Origin of the sequence: Streptomyces sp. NPDC093510, from assembly GCF_040683555.1 — a bacterium.
Lineage (GTDB): Bacteria > Actinomycetota > Actinomycetes > Streptomycetales > Streptomycetaceae > Streptomyces.
In genome coordinates this window covers 45491-63157 of record NZ_JBFBEE010000036.1, presented here as the reverse complement: position 1 = coordinate 63157, position 17667 = coordinate 45491, and the positions used below count along the sequence as shown (strand labels likewise).

Annotated in this window: 14 protein-coding genes, 1 tRNA gene and 1 riboswitch; of the genes, 6 read left to right on the top strand and 9 right to left on the bottom strand. The window is 71.9% G+C overall.

Features of this window, described 5'->3' with window-relative positions; translation table 11 throughout:
• The first annotated feature begins 277 nt into the window (after positions 1 to 277).
• The 4 genes from AB0N81_RS37910 (at position 278) to AB0N81_RS37895 (ending at position 5435) form a co-directional block, all read left to right on the top strand.
• Positions 278 to 1723, top strand: coding sequence for an MFS transporter (locus tag AB0N81_RS37910; RefSeq protein WP_365366715.1), 1446 nt, complete (start codon positions 278 to 280; stop codon positions 1721 to 1723).
• 158 nt (positions 1724 to 1881) lie between these two features.
• Positions 1882 to 3105 carry an L-2-hydroxyglutarate oxidase gene (gene lhgO, locus AB0N81_RS37905; protein ID WP_365366713.1) on the top strand — a complete coding sequence of 408 codons (1224 nt, stop codon included), beginning with the start codon at positions 1882 to 1884 and terminating at the stop codon, positions 3103 to 3105.
• A gap of 106 nt (positions 3106 to 3211) precedes the next feature.
• Positions 3212 to 4066: a tRNA (guanosine(46)-N7)-methyltransferase TrmB gene (gene trmB, locus AB0N81_RS37900; protein ID WP_365366711.1), complete on the top strand. Its 855-nt coding sequence runs from the start codon at positions 3212 to 3214 to the stop codon at positions 4064 to 4066.
• A gap of 43 nt (positions 4067 to 4109) precedes the next feature.
• Positions 4110 to 5435 carry a PrsW family intramembrane metalloprotease gene (locus AB0N81_RS37895; RefSeq protein ID WP_365366709.1) on the top strand — a complete coding sequence of 442 codons (1326 nt, stop codon included), beginning with the start codon at positions 4110 to 4112 and terminating at the stop codon, positions 5433 to 5435.
• Between the two features lie 44 nt (positions 5436 to 5479).
• Here AB0N81_RS37895 and AB0N81_RS37890 read toward each other — a convergent pair whose 3' ends face one another.
• The 6 genes from AB0N81_RS37890 to AB0N81_RS37865 form a co-directional block, all read right to left on the bottom strand.
• Positions 5480 to 6424: an aldo/keto reductase gene (locus tag AB0N81_RS37890; protein WP_365366707.1), complete on the bottom strand. Its 945-nt coding sequence runs from the start codon at positions 6422 to 6424 to the stop codon at positions 5480 to 5482.
• 71 nt (positions 6425 to 6495) lie between these two features.
• Entirely contained in the window at positions 6496 to 7551 is a 1056-nt protein-coding gene (locus AB0N81_RS37885; protein ID WP_365366705.1) for a M23 family metallopeptidase, read from the bottom strand.
• A gap of 41 nt (positions 7552 to 7592) precedes the next feature.
• Positions 7593 to 7740: riboswitch (cyclic di-AMP (ydaO/yuaA leader) on the bottom strand.
• A gap of 221 nt (positions 7741 to 7961) precedes the next feature.
• The gene (locus AB0N81_RS37880; protein WP_365366703.1) at positions 7962 to 9113 is read right to left on the bottom strand and encodes a PP2C family protein-serine/threonine phosphatase; all 1152 of its coding nucleotides are present in this window, start codon (positions 9111 to 9113) and stop codon (positions 7962 to 7964) included.
• Positions 9114 to 9267: 154 nt separating this feature from the next.
• Positions 9268 to 9341 (bottom strand) — tRNA-Met (locus AB0N81_RS37875).
• A gap of 69 nt (positions 9342 to 9410) precedes the next feature.
• Positions 9411 to 10640 carry an alginate lyase family protein gene (locus tag AB0N81_RS37870; protein WP_365366701.1) on the bottom strand — a complete coding sequence of 410 codons (1230 nt, stop codon included), beginning with the start codon at positions 10638 to 10640 and terminating at the stop codon, positions 9411 to 9413.
• Positions 10641 to 10746: 106 nt separating this feature from the next.
• Positions 10747 to 11721, bottom strand: coding sequence for a nucleoside hydrolase (locus AB0N81_RS37865; protein WP_365366699.1), 975 nt, complete (start codon positions 11719 to 11721; stop codon positions 10747 to 10749).
• 413 nt (positions 11722 to 12134) lie between these two features.
• Between AB0N81_RS37865 and AB0N81_RS37860 the strand changes: the two genes are divergently transcribed.
• The gene (locus AB0N81_RS37860; protein WP_365366697.1) at positions 12135 to 12968 is read left to right on the top strand and encodes a LuxR C-terminal-related transcriptional regulator; all 834 of its coding nucleotides are present in this window, start codon (positions 12135 to 12137) and stop codon (positions 12966 to 12968) included.
• Between the two features lie 35 nt (positions 12969 to 13003).
• On the opposite strand, the gene AB0N81_RS37855 is transcribed toward AB0N81_RS37860, so the two are convergent.
• From AB0N81_RS37855 to AB0N81_RS37845, 3 genes are read right to left on the bottom strand one after another with little or no spacing between them, the layout of a single operon-like run.
• Positions 13004 to 14023 carry a LacI family DNA-binding transcriptional regulator gene (locus AB0N81_RS37855; protein ID WP_365366694.1) on the bottom strand — a complete coding sequence of 340 codons (1020 nt, stop codon included), beginning with the start codon at positions 14021 to 14023 and terminating at the stop codon, positions 13004 to 13006.
• A 28-nt stretch (positions 14024 to 14051) separates the two neighbouring features.
• Positions 14052 to 14768, bottom strand: coding sequence for an HAD family hydrolase (locus tag AB0N81_RS37850; protein WP_365366692.1), 717 nt, complete (start codon positions 14766 to 14768; stop codon positions 14052 to 14054).
• Positions 14765 to 16102 carry a cytochrome P450 gene (locus AB0N81_RS37845; RefSeq protein ID WP_365366690.1) on the bottom strand — a complete coding sequence of 446 codons (1338 nt, stop codon included), beginning with the start codon at positions 16100 to 16102 and terminating at the stop codon, positions 14765 to 14767. Before AB0N81_RS37845 ends, AB0N81_RS37850 begins: the two co-directional genes overlap by 4 nt.
• Positions 16103 to 16361: 259 nt before the next feature.
• Between AB0N81_RS37845 and AB0N81_RS37840 the strand changes: the two genes are divergently transcribed.
• Positions 16362 to 17576 carry an MFS transporter gene (locus AB0N81_RS37840; protein ID WP_365366688.1) on the top strand — a complete coding sequence of 405 codons (1215 nt, stop codon included), beginning with the start codon at positions 16362 to 16364 and terminating at the stop codon, positions 17574 to 17576.
• The last annotated feature ends 91 nt before the right edge of the window (positions 17577 to 17667 follow it).

Genomic DNA, 17667 nt, shown 5'->3' with positions numbered 1-17667 from the left:
CACGGACAACAATCTCGCCATCCGGAACTGCGCCTCTTAACGCTTGGGATGCGGCGAACTACGCTGTGTGTGCTGATGTTTTCGCGGAGGCATATACCTGGAGGATCGGCCAAACGCTCTTGCGGCCGCTATTCCGGCCACCGCGCGCGGAACCCGGGCAGGACGCCCGGATCGCGGCGCGCGGACGGCTCGGGTACGGCTGCCCCCGGGGGAACGCAGCACGAATGCCGAGCGGTCCAGCACTGCCCGGCAGCCGTCTGTGTCCGAGGGGTGGCGCATGTCCAGGGAGCAACGCGGGCCGAACGAAAAGCTCGGCACCGTTCTCGCCCTCGCGGGAATCAGCAATGCGGGACTCGCCCGCCGGGTCAACGACCTCGGCGCACAACGCGGGTTGACGCTCCGTTACGACAAGACATCGGTGGCCCGCTGGGTGTCCAAGGGCATGGTGCCGCAGGGCGCCGCGCCCCACCTGATCGCGGCGGCCATCGGACAGAAGCTCGGCCGGCCCGTGCCGCTGCACGAGATCGGCCTGGCCGACGCCGACCCCGCGCCGGAGGTGGGCCTCGCCTTCCCCCGTGACGTGGGAGCGGCGGTGAAATCCGCGACCGAGCTGTACCGCCTCGATCTGGCGGGCCGGCGCGCGGGCGGCGGGATCTGGCAGTCGCTGGCCGGCTCCTTCGCGGTCAGCGCGTACGCGACACCCGCGTCACGCTGGCTGATAACCCCGGCCGACAGCTCCGTCGCACGTGACGTCACGCGGGAGGTGCCGCGCGACGCCGTGCCCACCGACGACGGCGGCGCCCCGATGAAGGTCGGCCACAGCGACGTACTGAAGCTGCGGGAGGCCGCCGAGGACGCCCGCCGCTGGGACTCGAAGTACGGGGGCGGCGACTGGCGTTCCTCGATGGTCCCGGAGTGCCTGCGCGTCGAGGCGGCGCCCCTGCTGCTCGGCTCGTACTCCGACGAGGTCGGACGTGCCCTCTTCGGAGCGTCGGCCGAACTGACCCGCCTCGCCGGGTGGATGGCCTTCGACACCGGCCAGCAGGAGGCCGCGCAGCGCTACTACATCCAGGCGCTGCGGCTCGCGCGCGCGGCAGCGGACGTCCCCCTCGGGGGGTACGTCCTGGCGTCCATGTCCCTCCAGGCGACGTACCGCGGCTTCGGGGACGAGGGGGTCGACCTCGCGCAGGCCGCCCTGGAGCGGAACAGGGGCCTGGCCACCGCCCGCACCATGAGCTTCTTCCGCCTCGTCGAGGCGCGGGCACACGCGCGTGCCAACGACGCACCGGCTGCGGGGGCGGCGCTGCGGGCCGCCGAGGGGTGGCTGGAGCGGGCCAGGGACGGCGACCACGACCCCACCTGGCTCGGCTTCTACTCGTACGACCGCTTCGCCGCAGACGCCGCCGAGTGCTACCGCGACCTGAAGGCGCCGCGCCAGGTGCGGCGCTTCACGGAGCAGGCCCTGTCGCGCCCCACGGAGGAGTTCGTGCGCTCGCACGGCTTACGCCTCGTGGTGTCGGCGGTCGCCGAGCTGGAGTCCGGGAACCTCGACGCGGCGTGCGAGCAGGGGACGCGGGCGCTGGAGGTCGCCGGGCGGATTTCGTCCGCGAGGACCACCGAGTACGTGAAGGACCTGCTGCACCGCCTCGAGCCGTACGGGGACGAGCCGCGGGTCGTGGAGCTCCGCGAGCGGGCCCGGCCCCTGCTGATGGCTCCGGCGTAGCCGGCGGCCCCGGCCCCGCCCGGCCGCCCGCGGCACGGGTGAACCCCCGGCCGAGGCCGGGTGAACCGGCGCGGAGCGGTGGGGAAGGATTCGGCGCCCGAGGTTTGGCGGCGTTGTCAGTGGCGCAGGGCAGTATCTGTGGTGGGAGGTGAGGCGCGGTGAGGAAGCTCGCGTACGACTGCGACGTGCTGGTGATCGGCGGCGGGATCGTCGGTCTCGCGACGGCGTATGCCCTCACGCGCACCGCTCCCGGCACCACGGTCACGGTCCTGGAGAAGGAGCCGGGCCCCGCCCGCCACCAGACGGGCCGCAACAGCGGCGTGATCCACAGCGGGATCTACTACCGCCCGGGCTCGCTCAAGGCGAGGTACGCGGTCCGCGGCGCCGCCGAGATGATCAAGTTCTGCGCGGAGTACGGCATCGCGCACGAGGTCACCGGCAAGCTGATCGTCGCCACGGAGCGCGCGGAGCTCCCCCGACTGCACGCCCTGGTCCAGCGCGGCAGGGAGAACGGCATCCCGGTGCGCGAGCTGGGCCCCGCCCAGATATCCGAGTACGAGCCGGAGGTCCGCGGCCTCGCCGCCATCCACGTCGGCACGACGGGGGTCTGTGACTACAGCGCGGTGGCCCAGCACCTGGCCGACGCCTCCGGAGCCGACATCCGGTACGGGACGCGGGGCGAGGTCCGCCACATCGACCGCCGCCCCGACCGCGGCGTCGCGGTCCGCACCGCCGACGGCGGCATCGTCCGCGGCAAGGTCCTCGTGAACTGCGCGGGGCTGCACTGCGACGAGATCGCGCGGCTGGCCGGCGACGACCCGGGCATGCGGATCGTGCCGTTCCGCGGTGAGTACTTCGAGCTGGCCAGGCCCGAGCTGGTGCGCGGCCTCGTCTATCCCGTGCCCGACCCGGCCTTCCCCTTCCTCGGCGTCCACCTCACCCGGGGCATCGACGGCGGCGTCCACGTGGGCCCCAACGCGGTCCCCGCGCTGGCCCGCGAGGGGTACGACTGGACGGTCGTCCGCCCCCGCGAGCTCGCCGGGACCCTCGGCTGGCCCGGCTCCTGGCGCATAGCGCGCCGCCACTGGCGGTACGGGGCGGGTGAGCTGCGCCGCTCCGCCTCCAAGTCCGCCTTCACCGACGCGGTGCGCAGACTGCTGCCCGCGGTCCGCCCCGCCGACCTGGTCCCGGCCCCCGCGGGCGTCCGCGCCCAGGCGGTCCTGCGGGACGGCACGCTGGTCGACGACTTCCTGATCAGGGAGGGCGCGCGCACGGTCCACGTACTGAACGCGCCGTCTCCCGCCGCCACGGCGTCCCTCCCCATCGGCAGGGAGATCGCCCGGCGTGCGCTCGGCTCGTTGCGGGACGGCGCGGACGGATGAGGGCTCACGGGGCTCACAGGGCTACTCACGGGGCTCACGGGGCTCACAGGGTTCACAGGGTTCACCGGTGAGCGTTCCCTCGGCGGCCCCGTAAAATTGCCGCACTGTGTCTGACTCACCCCATACCCCTGGCACCCCCGACGCCCCCGGCGCTCCTGACGCCCCTGACGTCCCCGGCGCCGCCCGGCCGGGCGGCCGGGCGCAGGCCGCGCCGCGGTTCCCCGGAGGGCCCTCGCCGGACCCCGCGGGCTCGCACCACGAGCGGCGCATCCGCAGCTTCCAGCCCCGCCGCAGCCGCGTCACCACCAGCCAGGGCGACGCCCTGCGCCGGCTCTGGCCCAAGTGGGGACTCGACATCGACGGCCTGCGCACCCTCGACCTCGCCGAGCTCTTCGGCGACGGCGAGAAGCCGTCCGACCTGCCCGTCGTCCTGGAGATCGGCTTCGGCATGGGCGAGGCCACCGCCCAGATGGCCGCCGCCGACCCGGACACCGGCATCCTCGCCGTCGACGTGCACACCCCCGGCCAGGGCAACCTCCTCGGCCTCGCCGAGCGGGGCGGCCTGACCAACGTCCGCGTGGCGAACGGCGACGCGATCATCCTGCTCCGCGAGATGCTCCCGCCCGCCTCCCTCGACGGTCTGCGCGTCTACTTCCCCGACCCCTGGCCCAAGGCCCGCCACCACAAGCGGCGCCTGATCCAGCCGGAGTTCCTGACGCTGGCCGCGCCCTCCCTCAAGCCCGGCGCGGTGCTGCACTGCGCCACCGACTGGGAGCCGTACGCCGAGCAGATGCTGGAAGTGCTCACCGCGCACCCCGACTTCGAGAACACCCGACCCGACGGCGGATACGCGCCGCGCCCCGACTTCCGCCCCCGCACCCGCTTCGAGGGCCAGGGCCTGGACAAGGGCCACGTCGTCCACGACCTGCTGTTCCGCCGGGTCGCCCCGCCGCAGGACTGAGGCACCGTCGCGGCCGCTCCCCACCCTCGTTAGGGTCGACGACGTGGCCACGAGTCCTGCGTATCCGATACCCCCCGAGGCGCCCGCCCCGGGGGAGCTGCGGCGTGTCCGCTGGTGGCAGCGGCGCGCGATACGCGTGGCCGCCCTGGTCACCCTGCTCGCCCTCTCCGGCCTGGTGATCCTGGCCCTGGTCAGGGAGCAGACGGGCACCGAGGGCTTCCTGGTCGGGCTCGGCCTCGCGACCGTGCCGGTGCCGCTGCTCGTCGCCGCGTTCCGCTGGCTGGACCGGGTGGCGCCCGGCCCCTGGCGGAACCTCCTCTTCTCCTTCTCCTGGGGCGCCTGCGCGGCCGCCCTCATAGCGATCGTCGCGAACAGCTTCGCGATCCGCTGGATAGCCACCGCCACCGCCGACCCCACCAGCGCAGACACCCTGGGCGCGACCGTCATCGCCCCGATCGTCGAGGAGAGCGCGAAGGCGGCGGCCGTGCTCCTCGTCTTCCTCTTCCGCAGACGCGACTTCACGGGCATCGTCGACGGCGTCGTCATAGCCGGGGTGACCGCGACGGGGTTCGCGTTCACCGAGAACATCCTCTATCTGGGCAACGCCTTCGTCACCGACCAGCTCAGCCGCGAGAGCGGCCTCGCCTCCGTGACGGCCGCGACCTTCTTCGTGCGCGTCGTCATGTCGCCGTTCGCACACCCGCTGTTCACGGTCCTCACCGGCATCGGCTTCGGCATCGCCGCGCTGTCGGCGGAAGGCCGGCACGTGCGCCGCGTGCTGCTCCCGCTCTGCGGCCTGCTGCTCGCGATGGGCATGCACGCGCTGTGGAACGGCTCCGCGGTCTTCGGGCAGTACGGCTTCTTCACCGTCTACGCCCTCTTCATGCTCCCGTCGTTCGGCCTGCTGACCTGGCTGGCGATCTGGACCCGGCAGCGCGAACTGCGCATGATCCGCGCCGAGCTGCCCGTGTACGCGGCGGCGGGCTGGCTCACCCCGCCCGAGCCGTACGCGCTCGGCTCGATGCGCGCCCGCTCGCTGGCCCGCGACTACGCCTCGTACACCTGGGGCAAGGCCGCGGCCCGCACGGTCGCGGAGTACCAGATGTACGCGACGTCGCTCGCGTTCCTGCGCCACCGGGGCCGTCGCGGCCGGGCCGGACCCGACTTCGTCGTACGCGAGCGGGAGCTCCTCGAAAAGCTCTGGGAGCGCCGTGCGCCGGCCCGCCCCGCCCTGGCGTACGCGGCGGGGGCGACGGCACCGGTCATGCCCCCGATGCCGTACGCGCCGTACGGCCCTCCCCCGTACGGGCAGCCGCAGCCCCACCCGGCGTACGGCTACCCGGCGTACAACCCCTACCGCGACGGCTGAGCGCCGGGCGTCAGGCGGGCATGGCGGTCAGGCGGACGTGGCGGTCAGGCGGACGCGGTGGTCAGCGCCGCGATCTCCGGCTCCGTCAGCTCCAGGTCTCCGACCGCGAGCAGGGCGGGCAGCTGCTCCACCGTGCGCGCGGAGGCGATCGGCGCCGCCACGGTGGGCTGTGCCGTCAGCCAGGCGAGCGCCACGGTCGCGACCTGGGCGCCCCGCGCCGCGGCGATCTCGTCGAGCGCGGCGAGGACACGGTCGCCCCGCTCGCTCCCCACGTACTCCTCGACCCGGCCGCTCCGCGCGCTCTCCACCTGCGCACCCGGGCGGTACTTGCCGGTGAGGAAGCCGGACGCGAGCGCGTAATAGGGGACGGCCGCGAGTCCGGAGCGGGAGGCGACCTCCTGGAGCGGGCCCTCGTAGGTGTCGCGGGAGACGAGGTTGTAGTGCGGCTGCAGCGCGACGTACCGCGCGAGGCCCTCGCGGTCGGAGAAGTCGAGGGACTCCTGGAGCCGCTCGGGGCTGATGTTGGAGGCCGCGATCGCCCGCACCTTGCCGGCCGTGACCAGTTCGTCGAGCGTGCCGATGATCTCCTCGACGGGGACCGACGGATCGTCGTAGTGGGTGTAGTAGAGGTCGATGTAGTCGGTGCCGAGGCGGCGCAGCGAAGCGTCGACCGCGCCCTTGACGGTGGTGGCGGAGAGGCCCTTGTACTCGGGGTGCGCGCCGGCCTTCGTGGCGATGACGACGTCGGAGCGGTTGCCGCGCTCGGCCAGCCACTCGCCGATGAGCGTCTCGGACTCGCCGCCCCGGTTGCCCTCCACCCAGGCCGAATAGACGTCGGCGGTGTCGATGAAGTTGCCGCCGGCCGCGGTGTAGGCGTCGAGGACGTCGAAGGACGCCGTACGGTCCGCGGTCCAGCCGAAGACGTTGCCGCCGAGGGAGAGGGGGAAGACCTCGAGGTCGGAAGAGCCGAGCTGGCGAAGAGAAGTCATACGTCGCTCAACGCGCCGACCGGAGACCTAATTCCGTTCCGTGTATGGCTCACGAAACCGGCGGGGTCATGTCAGGGGTTCAGGCCCTTGCTCTGCAGCCAGCCGAGGGGGTCGATCCCGGCGCCGCCGGGCGTGTGGACCTCCAGGTGGAGGTGCGGGCCCGTGACGTTGCCTGTCGCGCCGACGCGGCCGATCACATCGCCCGTGCTGACCTTCTGGCCCGCGCTGACGTTGAGCGAGGACTGGTGGCAGTACCAGACCTCCGTGCCGTCCTCGAGTTCGAGCACGGTGCGGTAGCCGTAGGCCCCCGCCCAGCCGGCCTCCTTGACGGTGCCGGTGTGCACCGCCTTGAGGGGGGTACCCGTGGGAGCGGCGAAGTCCAGACCCGTGTGGTGCCCGGAGGACCACATGGAACCGGCGTCACCGAAGTGCGACGTGAGGGTGTACGAGGAGGTGGGGATGGCGTAGCTCTTGGCGAGCTTGGCCAGGCGCTCGGCCTCGGCCTTCGCCTTCCGGGCCTCCTCCTCCTTCTTCTTCTTGGCGGCGGCCTTGGCGTCCGCGGCCTTCTCGGCCGCCTTCTGCTGGTCGGCGGCTTCCTCGGCGGCCTGCTCGGCGGCGGCCTGCTCGGCCGCGGTCCGCACGGCGGTGTCCGCCTGGTTCTGCTGGTTCTCGGCCTGCTGCATGATGCGGGCGCGCAGCGCCTCGCCCGCGTCGGTGGTGCCCTGCTCGGCGTCGGTGGTGCTGACACCCGCGGCGGTGAGGGGGGCCGCGACGGCGGACGCGTTCGTGTCCGCCGAGTCGTCGGACATCAACGACCCGACGCCGGGAAGGGACTTGGCCTCCGGCAGCGAGTCCGCGACGGCGCCCACGCCCGGCAGGTCGGGCATCGATATGGAGACCGGCGGCTTGCCGTCCTGCGCGGTGGCGATGCCGCCCGCGCCGACGGCGGCGATGACGCCCACGCCGAGCACGGTGGAGCTGCGCGCGAGCCCGCCGCCGCTCTTCTTGTGCACGCGGTGCCTGCCGCGGACGGGACGGATGGACTCCTCGGTGGGGTTCCACTCCTCGAAGGCGTCGAGGGAGTCCTCGTCGTACGAACCGAAGTCGTCGTCATTCGGTATGTACACGGCTCGGGGGGCAGGCCGGTTGGACGCCACTGGGGCGCGCTCCTTTCCTTCCTTCTCGCCTACCGGGTTAGCTGACGGGTTCGGAGCAGGAAGGTCTCCTACGAACACCTGGCACGGATGCACAGATGCCCGATTCACCCCAAGTTGGTGGTTCCCCGGCTCCCTTGCGGGATTAGGCGCGTGCGCGCGGAGCCGCCTCTAGTGACGGCTGGGACGACCGCGCTGCGTTATCGAACGTTAATAGACAGCGGGTCCGTATTCCAAGCTGTTCCAGCTGATCGTTAACGCTCACCGGCTGTACGTACCGGGACACGAGGGGGCGGAACGGGGCGAGTTGACCCGGGGTCACCAAACACCGGAGCTTCACATTTTCTTGACAGTGTGTCAGTTGTTATGCGGAGGGGTGCCCTTCAGTCACCGGTGGTGACCTCCGGATCGCCGGCGACGGGACGCCGCACCGCGAGCAGCGCCATGTCGTCCGTCATGGCGCCCCCGGTGTGCCGCCGCACCTCCCCCGCGAGGGCGGCGAGCAGCGCGTGCGGCCCGCCGCGGCCGGGAAAGATCCGCCCGCCGAGCCGCGCCGCGGGATCGTAGAACTCCCCCTCCGCGTCGCGCGCCTCCGACAGGCCGTCCGTGTAGAGGAGCAGCGTCGCGCCGGGCGGGAACTCCGACTCGTCCGCCCGGTCCGGCCAGAACCCCAGATCACCCATGCCGAGCGGCAGCGCGGGCTCGCTCGCCGACATGACGCACAGCCGCCCGTCACCGCGCAGCAGCAGCGGCGGCGGGTGCCCGCGGTTGATCAGGCGTACGGAACCCTCCCCGTGCCGGATCTCGGCGAGCACGGCGGTCGTGAACCCCTCGAACGCGTCGAGCCCGTCGCGCCGGGTGCCCTCACGTGCGAGCGCCCGCTCCAGGCGCTGCGCCACCGCCTCCAGGCTCGCCTCCTGCTCGGCGGCCTCCCGGAAGGCACCGATGACGACGGCGACCGCCGCGACCGCGCCCATGCCCTTGCCCCGTACGTCCCCGACGATGAGCCGCACGCCGTGCGGGGTGTCCTGCACCGCGTACAGATCGCCCCCGATGAACGCGTCGGCCTGCGCGGCCTCGTACCGCGCCGCGATGTCGAGCCCGCCGATGCGCGGGTCGGGCGCGGGCAGCACGGCGCGCTGGGTGGCCTCGGAGATGGAGCGGGCGATGGCGAGCCGGTCGTTGCCGCGCCGGACGACACGGTTGATGACGATCGCCAGGGCGGCGACGGTCGCCACGGTGAGCACCTCGGTGACGGCCTCCACGTGGGCGCCGACGCTGTTGCCGTAGTGCAGGACGAGGACGGCGCACGTGGCCGCCGCGCCGGTCAGGACGGTGTTGAGCAGCGAGTAGAAGGGAGCGGCGATCAGGGGGGCCGCCGTGAAGAGCGGGGCGGCGGTGAACTCCGGCGGGGTCGCGGCGTCGTACAGGACACCGACGACGAGGAGCAGGAGGGGCAGCACACGGACGAAGGTCCGCTCGGGCCCGGTGGCCCCCCTGGCCCCCCTGTTGTCGGGTCCTCCTCGCTGCCCCACCGCTTGTCTCCCGCCGCCTCCGCGCCCATCACCGCGCTCCACTCAGGGTTCCCGCAGCGGGGGAAGGGTGCGAGCTGATGCGGGCCGACCGGGTTACGGGGCCGGGAAACACCTGAGGCCGGGAAGCTGATGCTTCCCGGCCTCAGGCCTTCAGTAGCGGGGACAGGATTTGAACCTGCGACCTCTGGGTTATGAGCCCAGCGAGCTACCGAGCTGCTCCACCCCGCGTCGGTAAACACAACTCTACGTCATCCGAAGGGGTGCGTCGAACCACTTCGGCCCCAGGCGCGTGAACCCCTACGCGCTGTCGGCGTGCGTGAGCGTCTCCCAGGCCACGAAGAGGCCGTCCGTCCCCTCCGGCCGCCGCTGCTCCGTGTACCTCTGGGTCTGCGGCATCTCCAGGTGCAGCCGCCCCCGCAGGTGGTTCAGGCCGACCTCCGTGTCGGGCCCCAGGTCGCGCCGCACCTTGCCGCCGCACAGCCAGGGCGGCACGCGCGCGCCCAGCTGGTACTTGGCGTGGAACTCGAAGGCGGCCCGCAGCCGGTCCCTGACCTCCCCGTACAGGTCGACGCCCTGGTGGCGGGCCGTCTCCGCCAGGTGCGAGGCGGCCGCGAGGGAGTAGCCGGCGTGCTTGAAGTTGCGGCAGGTCTCCTGGGAGAGCCCGTCGACGTAGGTGCCCTGCCCGAACCAGTACTTCTTCAGCTCGGCGGCGGTGTCGAGGCCGCTGCCCTGCGGGGAGACCGGCAGCTTCCCGTCCGACTCCAGGTAGAAGTACGCGGGCACACGCGTCCTGAAGTGCCCGACAGCCCGCTCGAACGTGGCGTGGTCGTCGAGGAAGACGGCCATGCTCATGGTGGCGTCGGCCATCACCAGGTCCCAGTTGCCGTTGCGCTCGACGGCCCCGTCCCTGACCAGGGGCAGGTAGGCGTTGCGCAGCATCCGCTCGAAGCGCAGGAGCTGCCCGTCGGTCCACCCGTCGTACGTGTAGCGCACGGCCTCGGCGGCACGCGCCCAGGACGAGGCGGCCCAGGCGGTCTGCAGCCCGGCGTTGTCCTCGGTGTGCCCGGTGATCACCCGCGACCAGGCGTCCATGATCTGCACGGCCTTCTCGGCGTGCGCGCGTTCACCGGTGACGTTCCAGAGCAGGGCGTGGGTGTACGCGGCCAGGGCGTCCTCACGTTCTTCGACGCAGCCACGGCCGGGGCGGGTGTCGGGCGGACACGCCACCACGGCGTACGGCCGCGCCCGGTAGTCCGCCGCCCCGTACTTGCTGTCCCGCATCTGCTCGAACGCCCCCAGCCAGGGCTGCTCCCCGGCCCGGACGTGGGCGCGGGCCCGCCCGAGCTGCTCCTTGCCGACGAGCACGCCGGGGTGCGTGAACGCCAGGTCGAGGGGGCGGGCGGCGGCCGTACGACCGCCGGACCCCTCGTCGCCGTCACCGCCGCAGGCCGCGGCGAGCCCGAGCAGCAGCACCACAAGACCCGCGCCGAGAACCCGCCGCCCCGCTCCGCCCACGGCTGCTGCCATCACTGCACCTCCGGATCGGGCCCCGCGGACCTGACGGTCCAGCGTGGCCCGGCGCCCGGCCGGACGCACGGCGGGCCGAGCCGTCCGGGCGAGCCGCCCCGGCGGGTCAGGCGGTGGGGCGGCGCAGCAGCGTCTCGATGAAGTGGGCGCTGAAGTCGCGCGGGCCGGTGCCGAGCGCCACCCGGCCCGGGTGCTTCGCCCGGTCGAGAATGGACGCCGAGTAGCTGTAGCGGCCTGCCCTGGCCTCCGGCAGGAACACGGTCTGGCCGCGGCCCAGTTCGCTCGCGCACTCGACGACGACCGTGCCGGAGCCGAGGGAGACGAAGGACTCGTCGGCCGCGACGCCGACGGCCAGCGGGTCGTGCAGGGGGCACGATCCCTGGTCGCGGAGTGTGTCGTACGCCTTCAGGTAGGCGCGCATGATGCGGGCCGTCAGCTCCTGGCCGGGTCCCGCGGCGTCCAGGCGGGCCAGGTCGTCGTGGGTGAAGTGCCAGCCGTGCGTGGCGTCGAGACCGACCATCGTGTACGGGATGCCGCTGGAGACCACGATGTCGGCGGCGTCCGGGTCCGCCCAGACGTTGAACTCGGCGACCGGCGTGCAGTTTCCCGGCACCTGGGCGGCCCCGCCCATGAACACCAGCCTGCGCACCCGGTGGGCGAAGCCCGGGTCCTGGAGCAGGGCCGTGGCGATGTTGGTGAGCGGCCCGGTGGCGACCACGGTCAGCTCGCCCTCGCACTGCCGCGACAGACGCAGCAACGCGGCGGCCGCCGGTTCGCTCTGCTCGGGTGCCGTGGAGTCCGGGAGGACCTCCTCCCCCAGACCGGTCGGACCGTGGAAGTCCGAGGTGCTGTCCACCCGGCTGATGGTGCGGCCGGCGCCGGGGTGCACCGGGACATCGCCGTCGATACCGAAGGCGCGGGCCAGTCCCCTGGCGTTGCGGAAGACCTGCTCCATGGGGGCGTTTCCGCCGACAGCGGTATACGCCTTGAGATCCCACAGCCCACTGCCGAGCAGATATTGCAGGGCGACAGCATCGTCCAGACCGGGATCGCTGTCGAGGACGATCGGCGCGAGGGCCACGGAACACCTCTTCATTTATTCTTCGAAAGTCTCACTGTCATGATCAGGTTAGGATGCCGCCACCGTAGAGAAATGCAGGTCAGGGGGTCACATTGCCGCCTGACAGTGATACGAGGGGTACCGCGGTGACGAAGGTGTCGGACGCCACACGTGGAGCGGGACAGGGGCACACACAAGCCCTGGACGAAGGTTGTGAGGATTCATCCCCGAAATCGCCACAAGACTCGATCCCTTACCTCCGGGATGAGGACCGGAAGGTTTATGGATGGATTTCCAGGGCCGAGCCTTCGGACGTCGGGGAGATTTCCGCGGGCGTCGGGATGCGGCCGGAGGAAATAGAGAATTCACTTGCCAGGCTGACCCGGCTGCGGCTGGTCCGCGTCGATCCGGGCTCGGAATCCGATTACTCCGCGGTGGCCCCGGAAACGGCGAGGGTCGAGCTCCTCGGACCTCTGCAACGCGAGATCGACCAGCGGCAGCACGCGGTCGACCGCACCAGGATCGCCCTGCACGAACTCACGGAGGTGTACCGGAGAGAGGCGGCGCGCTGTGCGGGAAGCACGCCCGTGGAAGTCGTCACCTCACCGGGCCGGGCGCTGGAGCTGACCCTGGAAATGGCCGCCGCCTGCCGTTCGGAGCTCCTGTGCTCCGAACCCGACGTGTCCGCCGCCGTCACCTCCGCGGGGCACGCTCAGTCCGACTGCAGATTCCCGTTGAGCACGGATGTCCAGGTCCGCACGCTGTTGGCCCACACGGCTCGGTTCCGGCGGGAACTCATCACGCACATGCGGGCCCAGACGCAGCGGAACACCACATATCGCACCCGCAGCGACGCCTTCATGCGGCTGCTCGTCTTCGACCGGCAGGTCGCGGTCTTCTCCCATCACACGCGTCCCGGCGGAATCGTGCTGGCGCGGGACCCTTCCGTCGTCGCGTTCGCCGTCGCCGCCTTCGAGCGGGCGTGGAACCGGGGAACGGAATTCAGTACGTCCTACGAGCGTGACGTGGTGGACGAGCTTTCCGAGAGCACCAAGCGCACGATCCTGCACCTCATGGTGCAGGGCGTCGAGGACCGGCTGATAGCGCGGCGGCTGAACATGTCGCTGCGCTCGTGCCAGCGCCACATCGAGGTCATCATGAAGCGCTTGGGGGCCAAGAACCGCATGCACGCCGGGTTCCTCGTCAGCGAGCGCGGCCTCCTGCACGAGCAGGAGGCCGCGACGGAACCCGAGCGTCACTGTCTCTGAACCCCCGCCTGCGCCGAAGCGGGTCCCGGCCCGGGCTACGTCCCGCATCCGCACGAGCCACCGGCCTCCAGGCGCGGACGGCCCGGGTCCACGCCGGGCGGTGCAGGCGAGGCCGACGGCGGCGGGACGGCGGCCCCGGCGCCCAGCGCGTCCAGGGCCGCCCGCACGAGCAGGTCCGGAGCGGTCACCACGGTCGTCAGCGCGGGGGTTTGGAAACCCGCCTCCCTGATGCCGTCCTGACCCACGACGGCCAGACCGCCGGGGACCGGAATCCCCAGGGAACGCGCCGCCGCGACGACACCCAGCGCCTGCTCGTCGGTCCCGCACACGACGGCCGTGGGGCGCTCCCACTGCGGTCGTACGTCGAGCAGCTCCCGCGCCGCCTCGTAGGCGCCGAGCCGGTCACCGGGCACGGGGAACAGCCGCCCGTGCGCGCCCGCGTCCGCGAGCGCGGCCCGCCAGCCCGCCGCGCGCTGGGCGGCCACCGGGTTGTCCGGCTCCGCGAAGAAGCAGATGTCGCGGTGACCGTGGTCCAGCAGATGCTCGGTGGCGAGTCTGCCGCTCCCGGTCTCGTCGCCGGTGAACGTGCCGGGCCGGGGCTCGGTGGGCGCCGGCCCGTACAACTGCACCACGCGGGTGCCCTCGTGGGTGATCAGGTCGACGGTGCCGGGGAGCGGCCTGGCCCCCACCACGACGAGTCCGGCGATCCTCATGCCGAGGAAGGCGTCGCGGTAGTACGGCTCCCGTTCGGACCGCAGCCCCGAGTTGCCGACCACCACCGTGAACCCGCGTCGGCTCGCCGCCTGTTCGAGCGCGTGCACCATCTCCGAGAGGAAGGCCCGCCGCATGTCCGGGACGACCACACCGATGAGACCGGTGTCGCGGTGCCCGGCCATGGCCTGGGACAGCCGGTTCGGGCGGTAGCCGAGCCGGCGTATCGCCTCGTCCACGCGGCGGCGGGTCTCCGGAGCGACGCCCCGGGGCCCGTCGTTGAGCACATAGCTCACCACCGCTGTCGAGACACCGGCGAGGCGGGCCACATCGTCCCGGGTCACCCGCCTCACCTGTGCGCCGAAGGCCACGTCAGCCGGTCATGCTGATCGCCGCGGCCCGGGCCGGCAGCGGGACCTCCAGCAGACGGGCGGCCTCCTCAACGGCTCCGTACAAGGAGTCGCTGACCGGCGCGCCGACGCCGTCCAGGCAGTCGGCGTGCTCGGCCCCGCCCGAGTACAGGACGGCCCGTACCCCGGCCGCATCAGCGGCCCTGGCGTCGTCGCGGGAGTCGCCGATGGCCACGATCCGGGCCGCGGGCAGCTCCAGGAGGTCGATGTGGCGCCGCATGGCCTCCGCCTTGGTCCCGCCGGTCGGGCCGCGCCGCCCGTCGACCCGGACCAGCCAGGGGGACAGACCGAGCCGGCCCACCTCACCGACCAGGTCCTGGTGGGTGTGGAGGGACAGGAGGGACGCGGTGTGCCCGGCCTCGGTCCAGGCGGCCAGCGCCTCGACGGCCCCGGAGACCAGCTCCGTCTGGGTCGGCGCGTACTCCAGGTAGTTCCGCTGGAAGACGCCGTCGGCCTCGAGCCACTCCTCCTGCGTCAGCTCACGCCCCAGGAGGGTGGCGTAGAAGCGGGGCACGGGCACGCAGAACGTCTTGCGGAAGGTGTCCATGTCGATCGACGGGACGCCGAGCCCGACCAGCGAGTCGTTGAGAGCCCGCAGGCGCGGCGCGTTGTCGTCGAGGAGGGTTCCGTTGAAGTCGAAGACGATATGGGCGGTGCGCGCCACTTTGCCGCCCGTCACTGGCCCGCTCCGACAGCCGGTGACGTGCCGGCCCCGGACTGCGCGTCGCCGGCCCCGGACTGCGCGTCCGGCGCGGCCACGCTGACCGGCATGTCCAGAATCCCGTGGAACGTCGGGTTGCTGGTCCAGCGGGGGTTGTCGAGGTCGTAGCGCGGCCGGATGTCGGGAACCCTGGCCAGGACGCCCTTGAGGACCTCCTCGACCTCGACGCGGGAGAACGCGGCGGCGATGCACGCGTGATAGCCGCCGCCGAATCCCAGGTGCCTGCGGCCCGCCCGGTCCAGACGGAAGGCCTCGGGCTCCTCGAAGGCGTTCGGGTCGCGCCCGGCCGCACCCAGGTAGAAGTAGACGGAATCCCCCTTCTTGATGGTCTTGCCGTGCACCTCCACGTCCTCGGCGGCGTGCCGGGTGATGAACTGCGTCGGCCCTTCCAGCCGGATGCCCTCCTCGACGGCGGGCGTGAGCAGCTTCTCGGGGTCCGCCTTCACCGCGGCGAGGGCGTCCGGCGTGCGGAACAGCAGGTGGAGGCAGTTGCTCAGCAGGAACTGGGGAATCTTGTGGCCGCCGAAGATCAGGTGGATCACCTGCGTCATGACCTCGCTGTCCCGCAGCTGGCCGCCCTCGCCCGGCTGCTCGGAGATCAGCCGGGACAGCAGGTCGTTCTTGGGAGCCGCACGGCGTTCGGCGATGGCGTCCGTCAGGTACGCCACGATCTCGCGCATGCTCTGCCGGGTCTGCGCGCTGATCTCCCGGTCCGGCACCGGCGAGACGACGAAGTCCTGCATGAAGGCAGCGATGTCGTCGGACCACTGGATGAAGCGCTTGACCTCGTCACCGGGTATGCCGAGCATCTTGCACAGCACCAGTGCCGGAATGGGGTGGGCGACCTCGGTGACGAAATCGAATTCGGTGCCGTTGCGGAGCAGCACATCATCAAGCTGCTCGGAGACGATTTTGGCGATCTCGGGCTGGATCAGCGCGATCTCGGCGCTCAGGAACGCACGGTTCATGTGGCCGCGCAGTTCCGCGTGGCGGGGACGGTCGTTGTAGACCATCCACGTGGAGATGATGTCGATGATGTCCGAGAACTCCGCGCGCTCGCCCTCGGGGACGATTTCCATCTTGGCGGGCACGAGGCGGCTGGTGATGAAGCGTTCACCGACCAGAAGCTTGGAGACGTCTTCGTAGCGGGTGATGAACCAGGAGTCCGTCTCTTCGTGCCAGAACACCGGCTCCGTCTCCCGGAGTTCACCGTATATCTGATAACGAAGCTCTTCGAACTCGGGGGAGTTGACGCTGAATTGTGCGACGCCGCCGTTGTGCTTGATGCTCATGGAGCAGCACGCTAGGCGCGCGTACGCCGATCCACACCCCCCGGACACACGTCGCCTCGCCGCCATGCGCATACACGACACAGGGCGCCGGCAAGCCCTGATTTCACCGCCGTGGACACTGATCCAGGGATTGCGGACCACCGGGCCCCCCGCACGGCCGCCGCCCGCCGTCACCCGCTGTGGCTCGCCGACACACCCCGAACACCCTCCCCACCCGCACCGCACCCGCACCCGCACCCGCACCCGCACGGAGACTTCATTGACTGCCGAAGCAGGCCAGGCCGACCCAGCACTCATATCCACCGGCCCGCGCCGCCTCCCTGTCCTCAAGCTCCTGGCCTTCACCGCGGCCGGTTTTCTGGCGATCACGACCGAGACCGTGCCGGCCGGTCTGCTCCCCCGCATCGAGGACGGGCTCGGCGTCTCCGAGAGCCTTGTCGGGCAGCTCGTCACGAGTTACGCCCTGGGAGCCATGGTCGCGGCCGTGCCCGTGATCGCGGCGACCCGCGGAATGCGACGCCGCCCGCTGCTCATGTGGGCCATCGCCGGACTGATGGTGTTCAACGCCGTCACCGCGCTCTCGTCCAGCTACCCGCTGACGCTCGCGGCGCGCTTCCTGGCGGGTATGGCGACCGGCGTCATCTGGGGTCTGCTGGTCGGGTACGCGCGCCGTCTGGTGCCCGAGCGGCAGCAGGGGCGTGCGCTGGCCGTCGTCGGCGTCGGACAGCCCGTCGCCCTGACGCTGGGCGTGCCCCTGGGCACCCTTCTCGGCGACGTGGTCGGCTGGCGCGGCGTGTTCTGGATCATCTCAGGGCTCGCCCTGGCGCTCATCGTCTGGATACGCGCCCTGCTGCCCGACTTCCCCGGCCAGGCGGCCTCCGCCCGGCGCCCGATCGCCTCCGTGGCCGCGCTGCCCGGCGTACGGCCCGTCCTGCTCGTGGTCCTGCTGTGGATCCTGGCCCACAACATTCTCTACACCTACGTCTCCCCCTACCTGACCGCAGCCGGGCTCGGCGGACGCGTCGACGCGATGCTGTTCGTGTTCGGGGCCGGCGCGGTCATCGGGATCTGGGGCACCGGCGCTCTGCTGGACCGGGCTCTGCGCGCCGTGACGCTGGTGAGCCTGGCCGGTTTCGCGGCGGCGGCCCTGCTGCTCGCCATCGGCCTGCACTCGGCCCCCGCGGCGGTGATCGGCATCGTGTGCTGGGGTATCACCTTCGGCGGCGCGCCGACCTTGCTGCAGACGGCTGTCGCCGACGCGGCCGGCGAGGACGCGGACATCGCCCAGTCCATGATGGTGACGGTGTTCAACCTCGCGGTGGCGGGCGGCGGCGTGGTCGGCGGCCTGCTGCTCGACGAGGCCGGCGTGACCGCTTTCCCGTGGGTCCTGCTGGCCCTCGCCGTGGCGGCGGGCACGATCGTGTTCATCGCGCGAACGAACGGCTTCCGCCAGGGCGCGCGGGCCGCGGACTGAAGGGACCCCGGGAAAACGCAACAGCGCCCGAGCCGACTTCCGTCGACCCGGACGCTGCGTAGCAGGTCAGAGGGGCTAGGGCGACGTATGA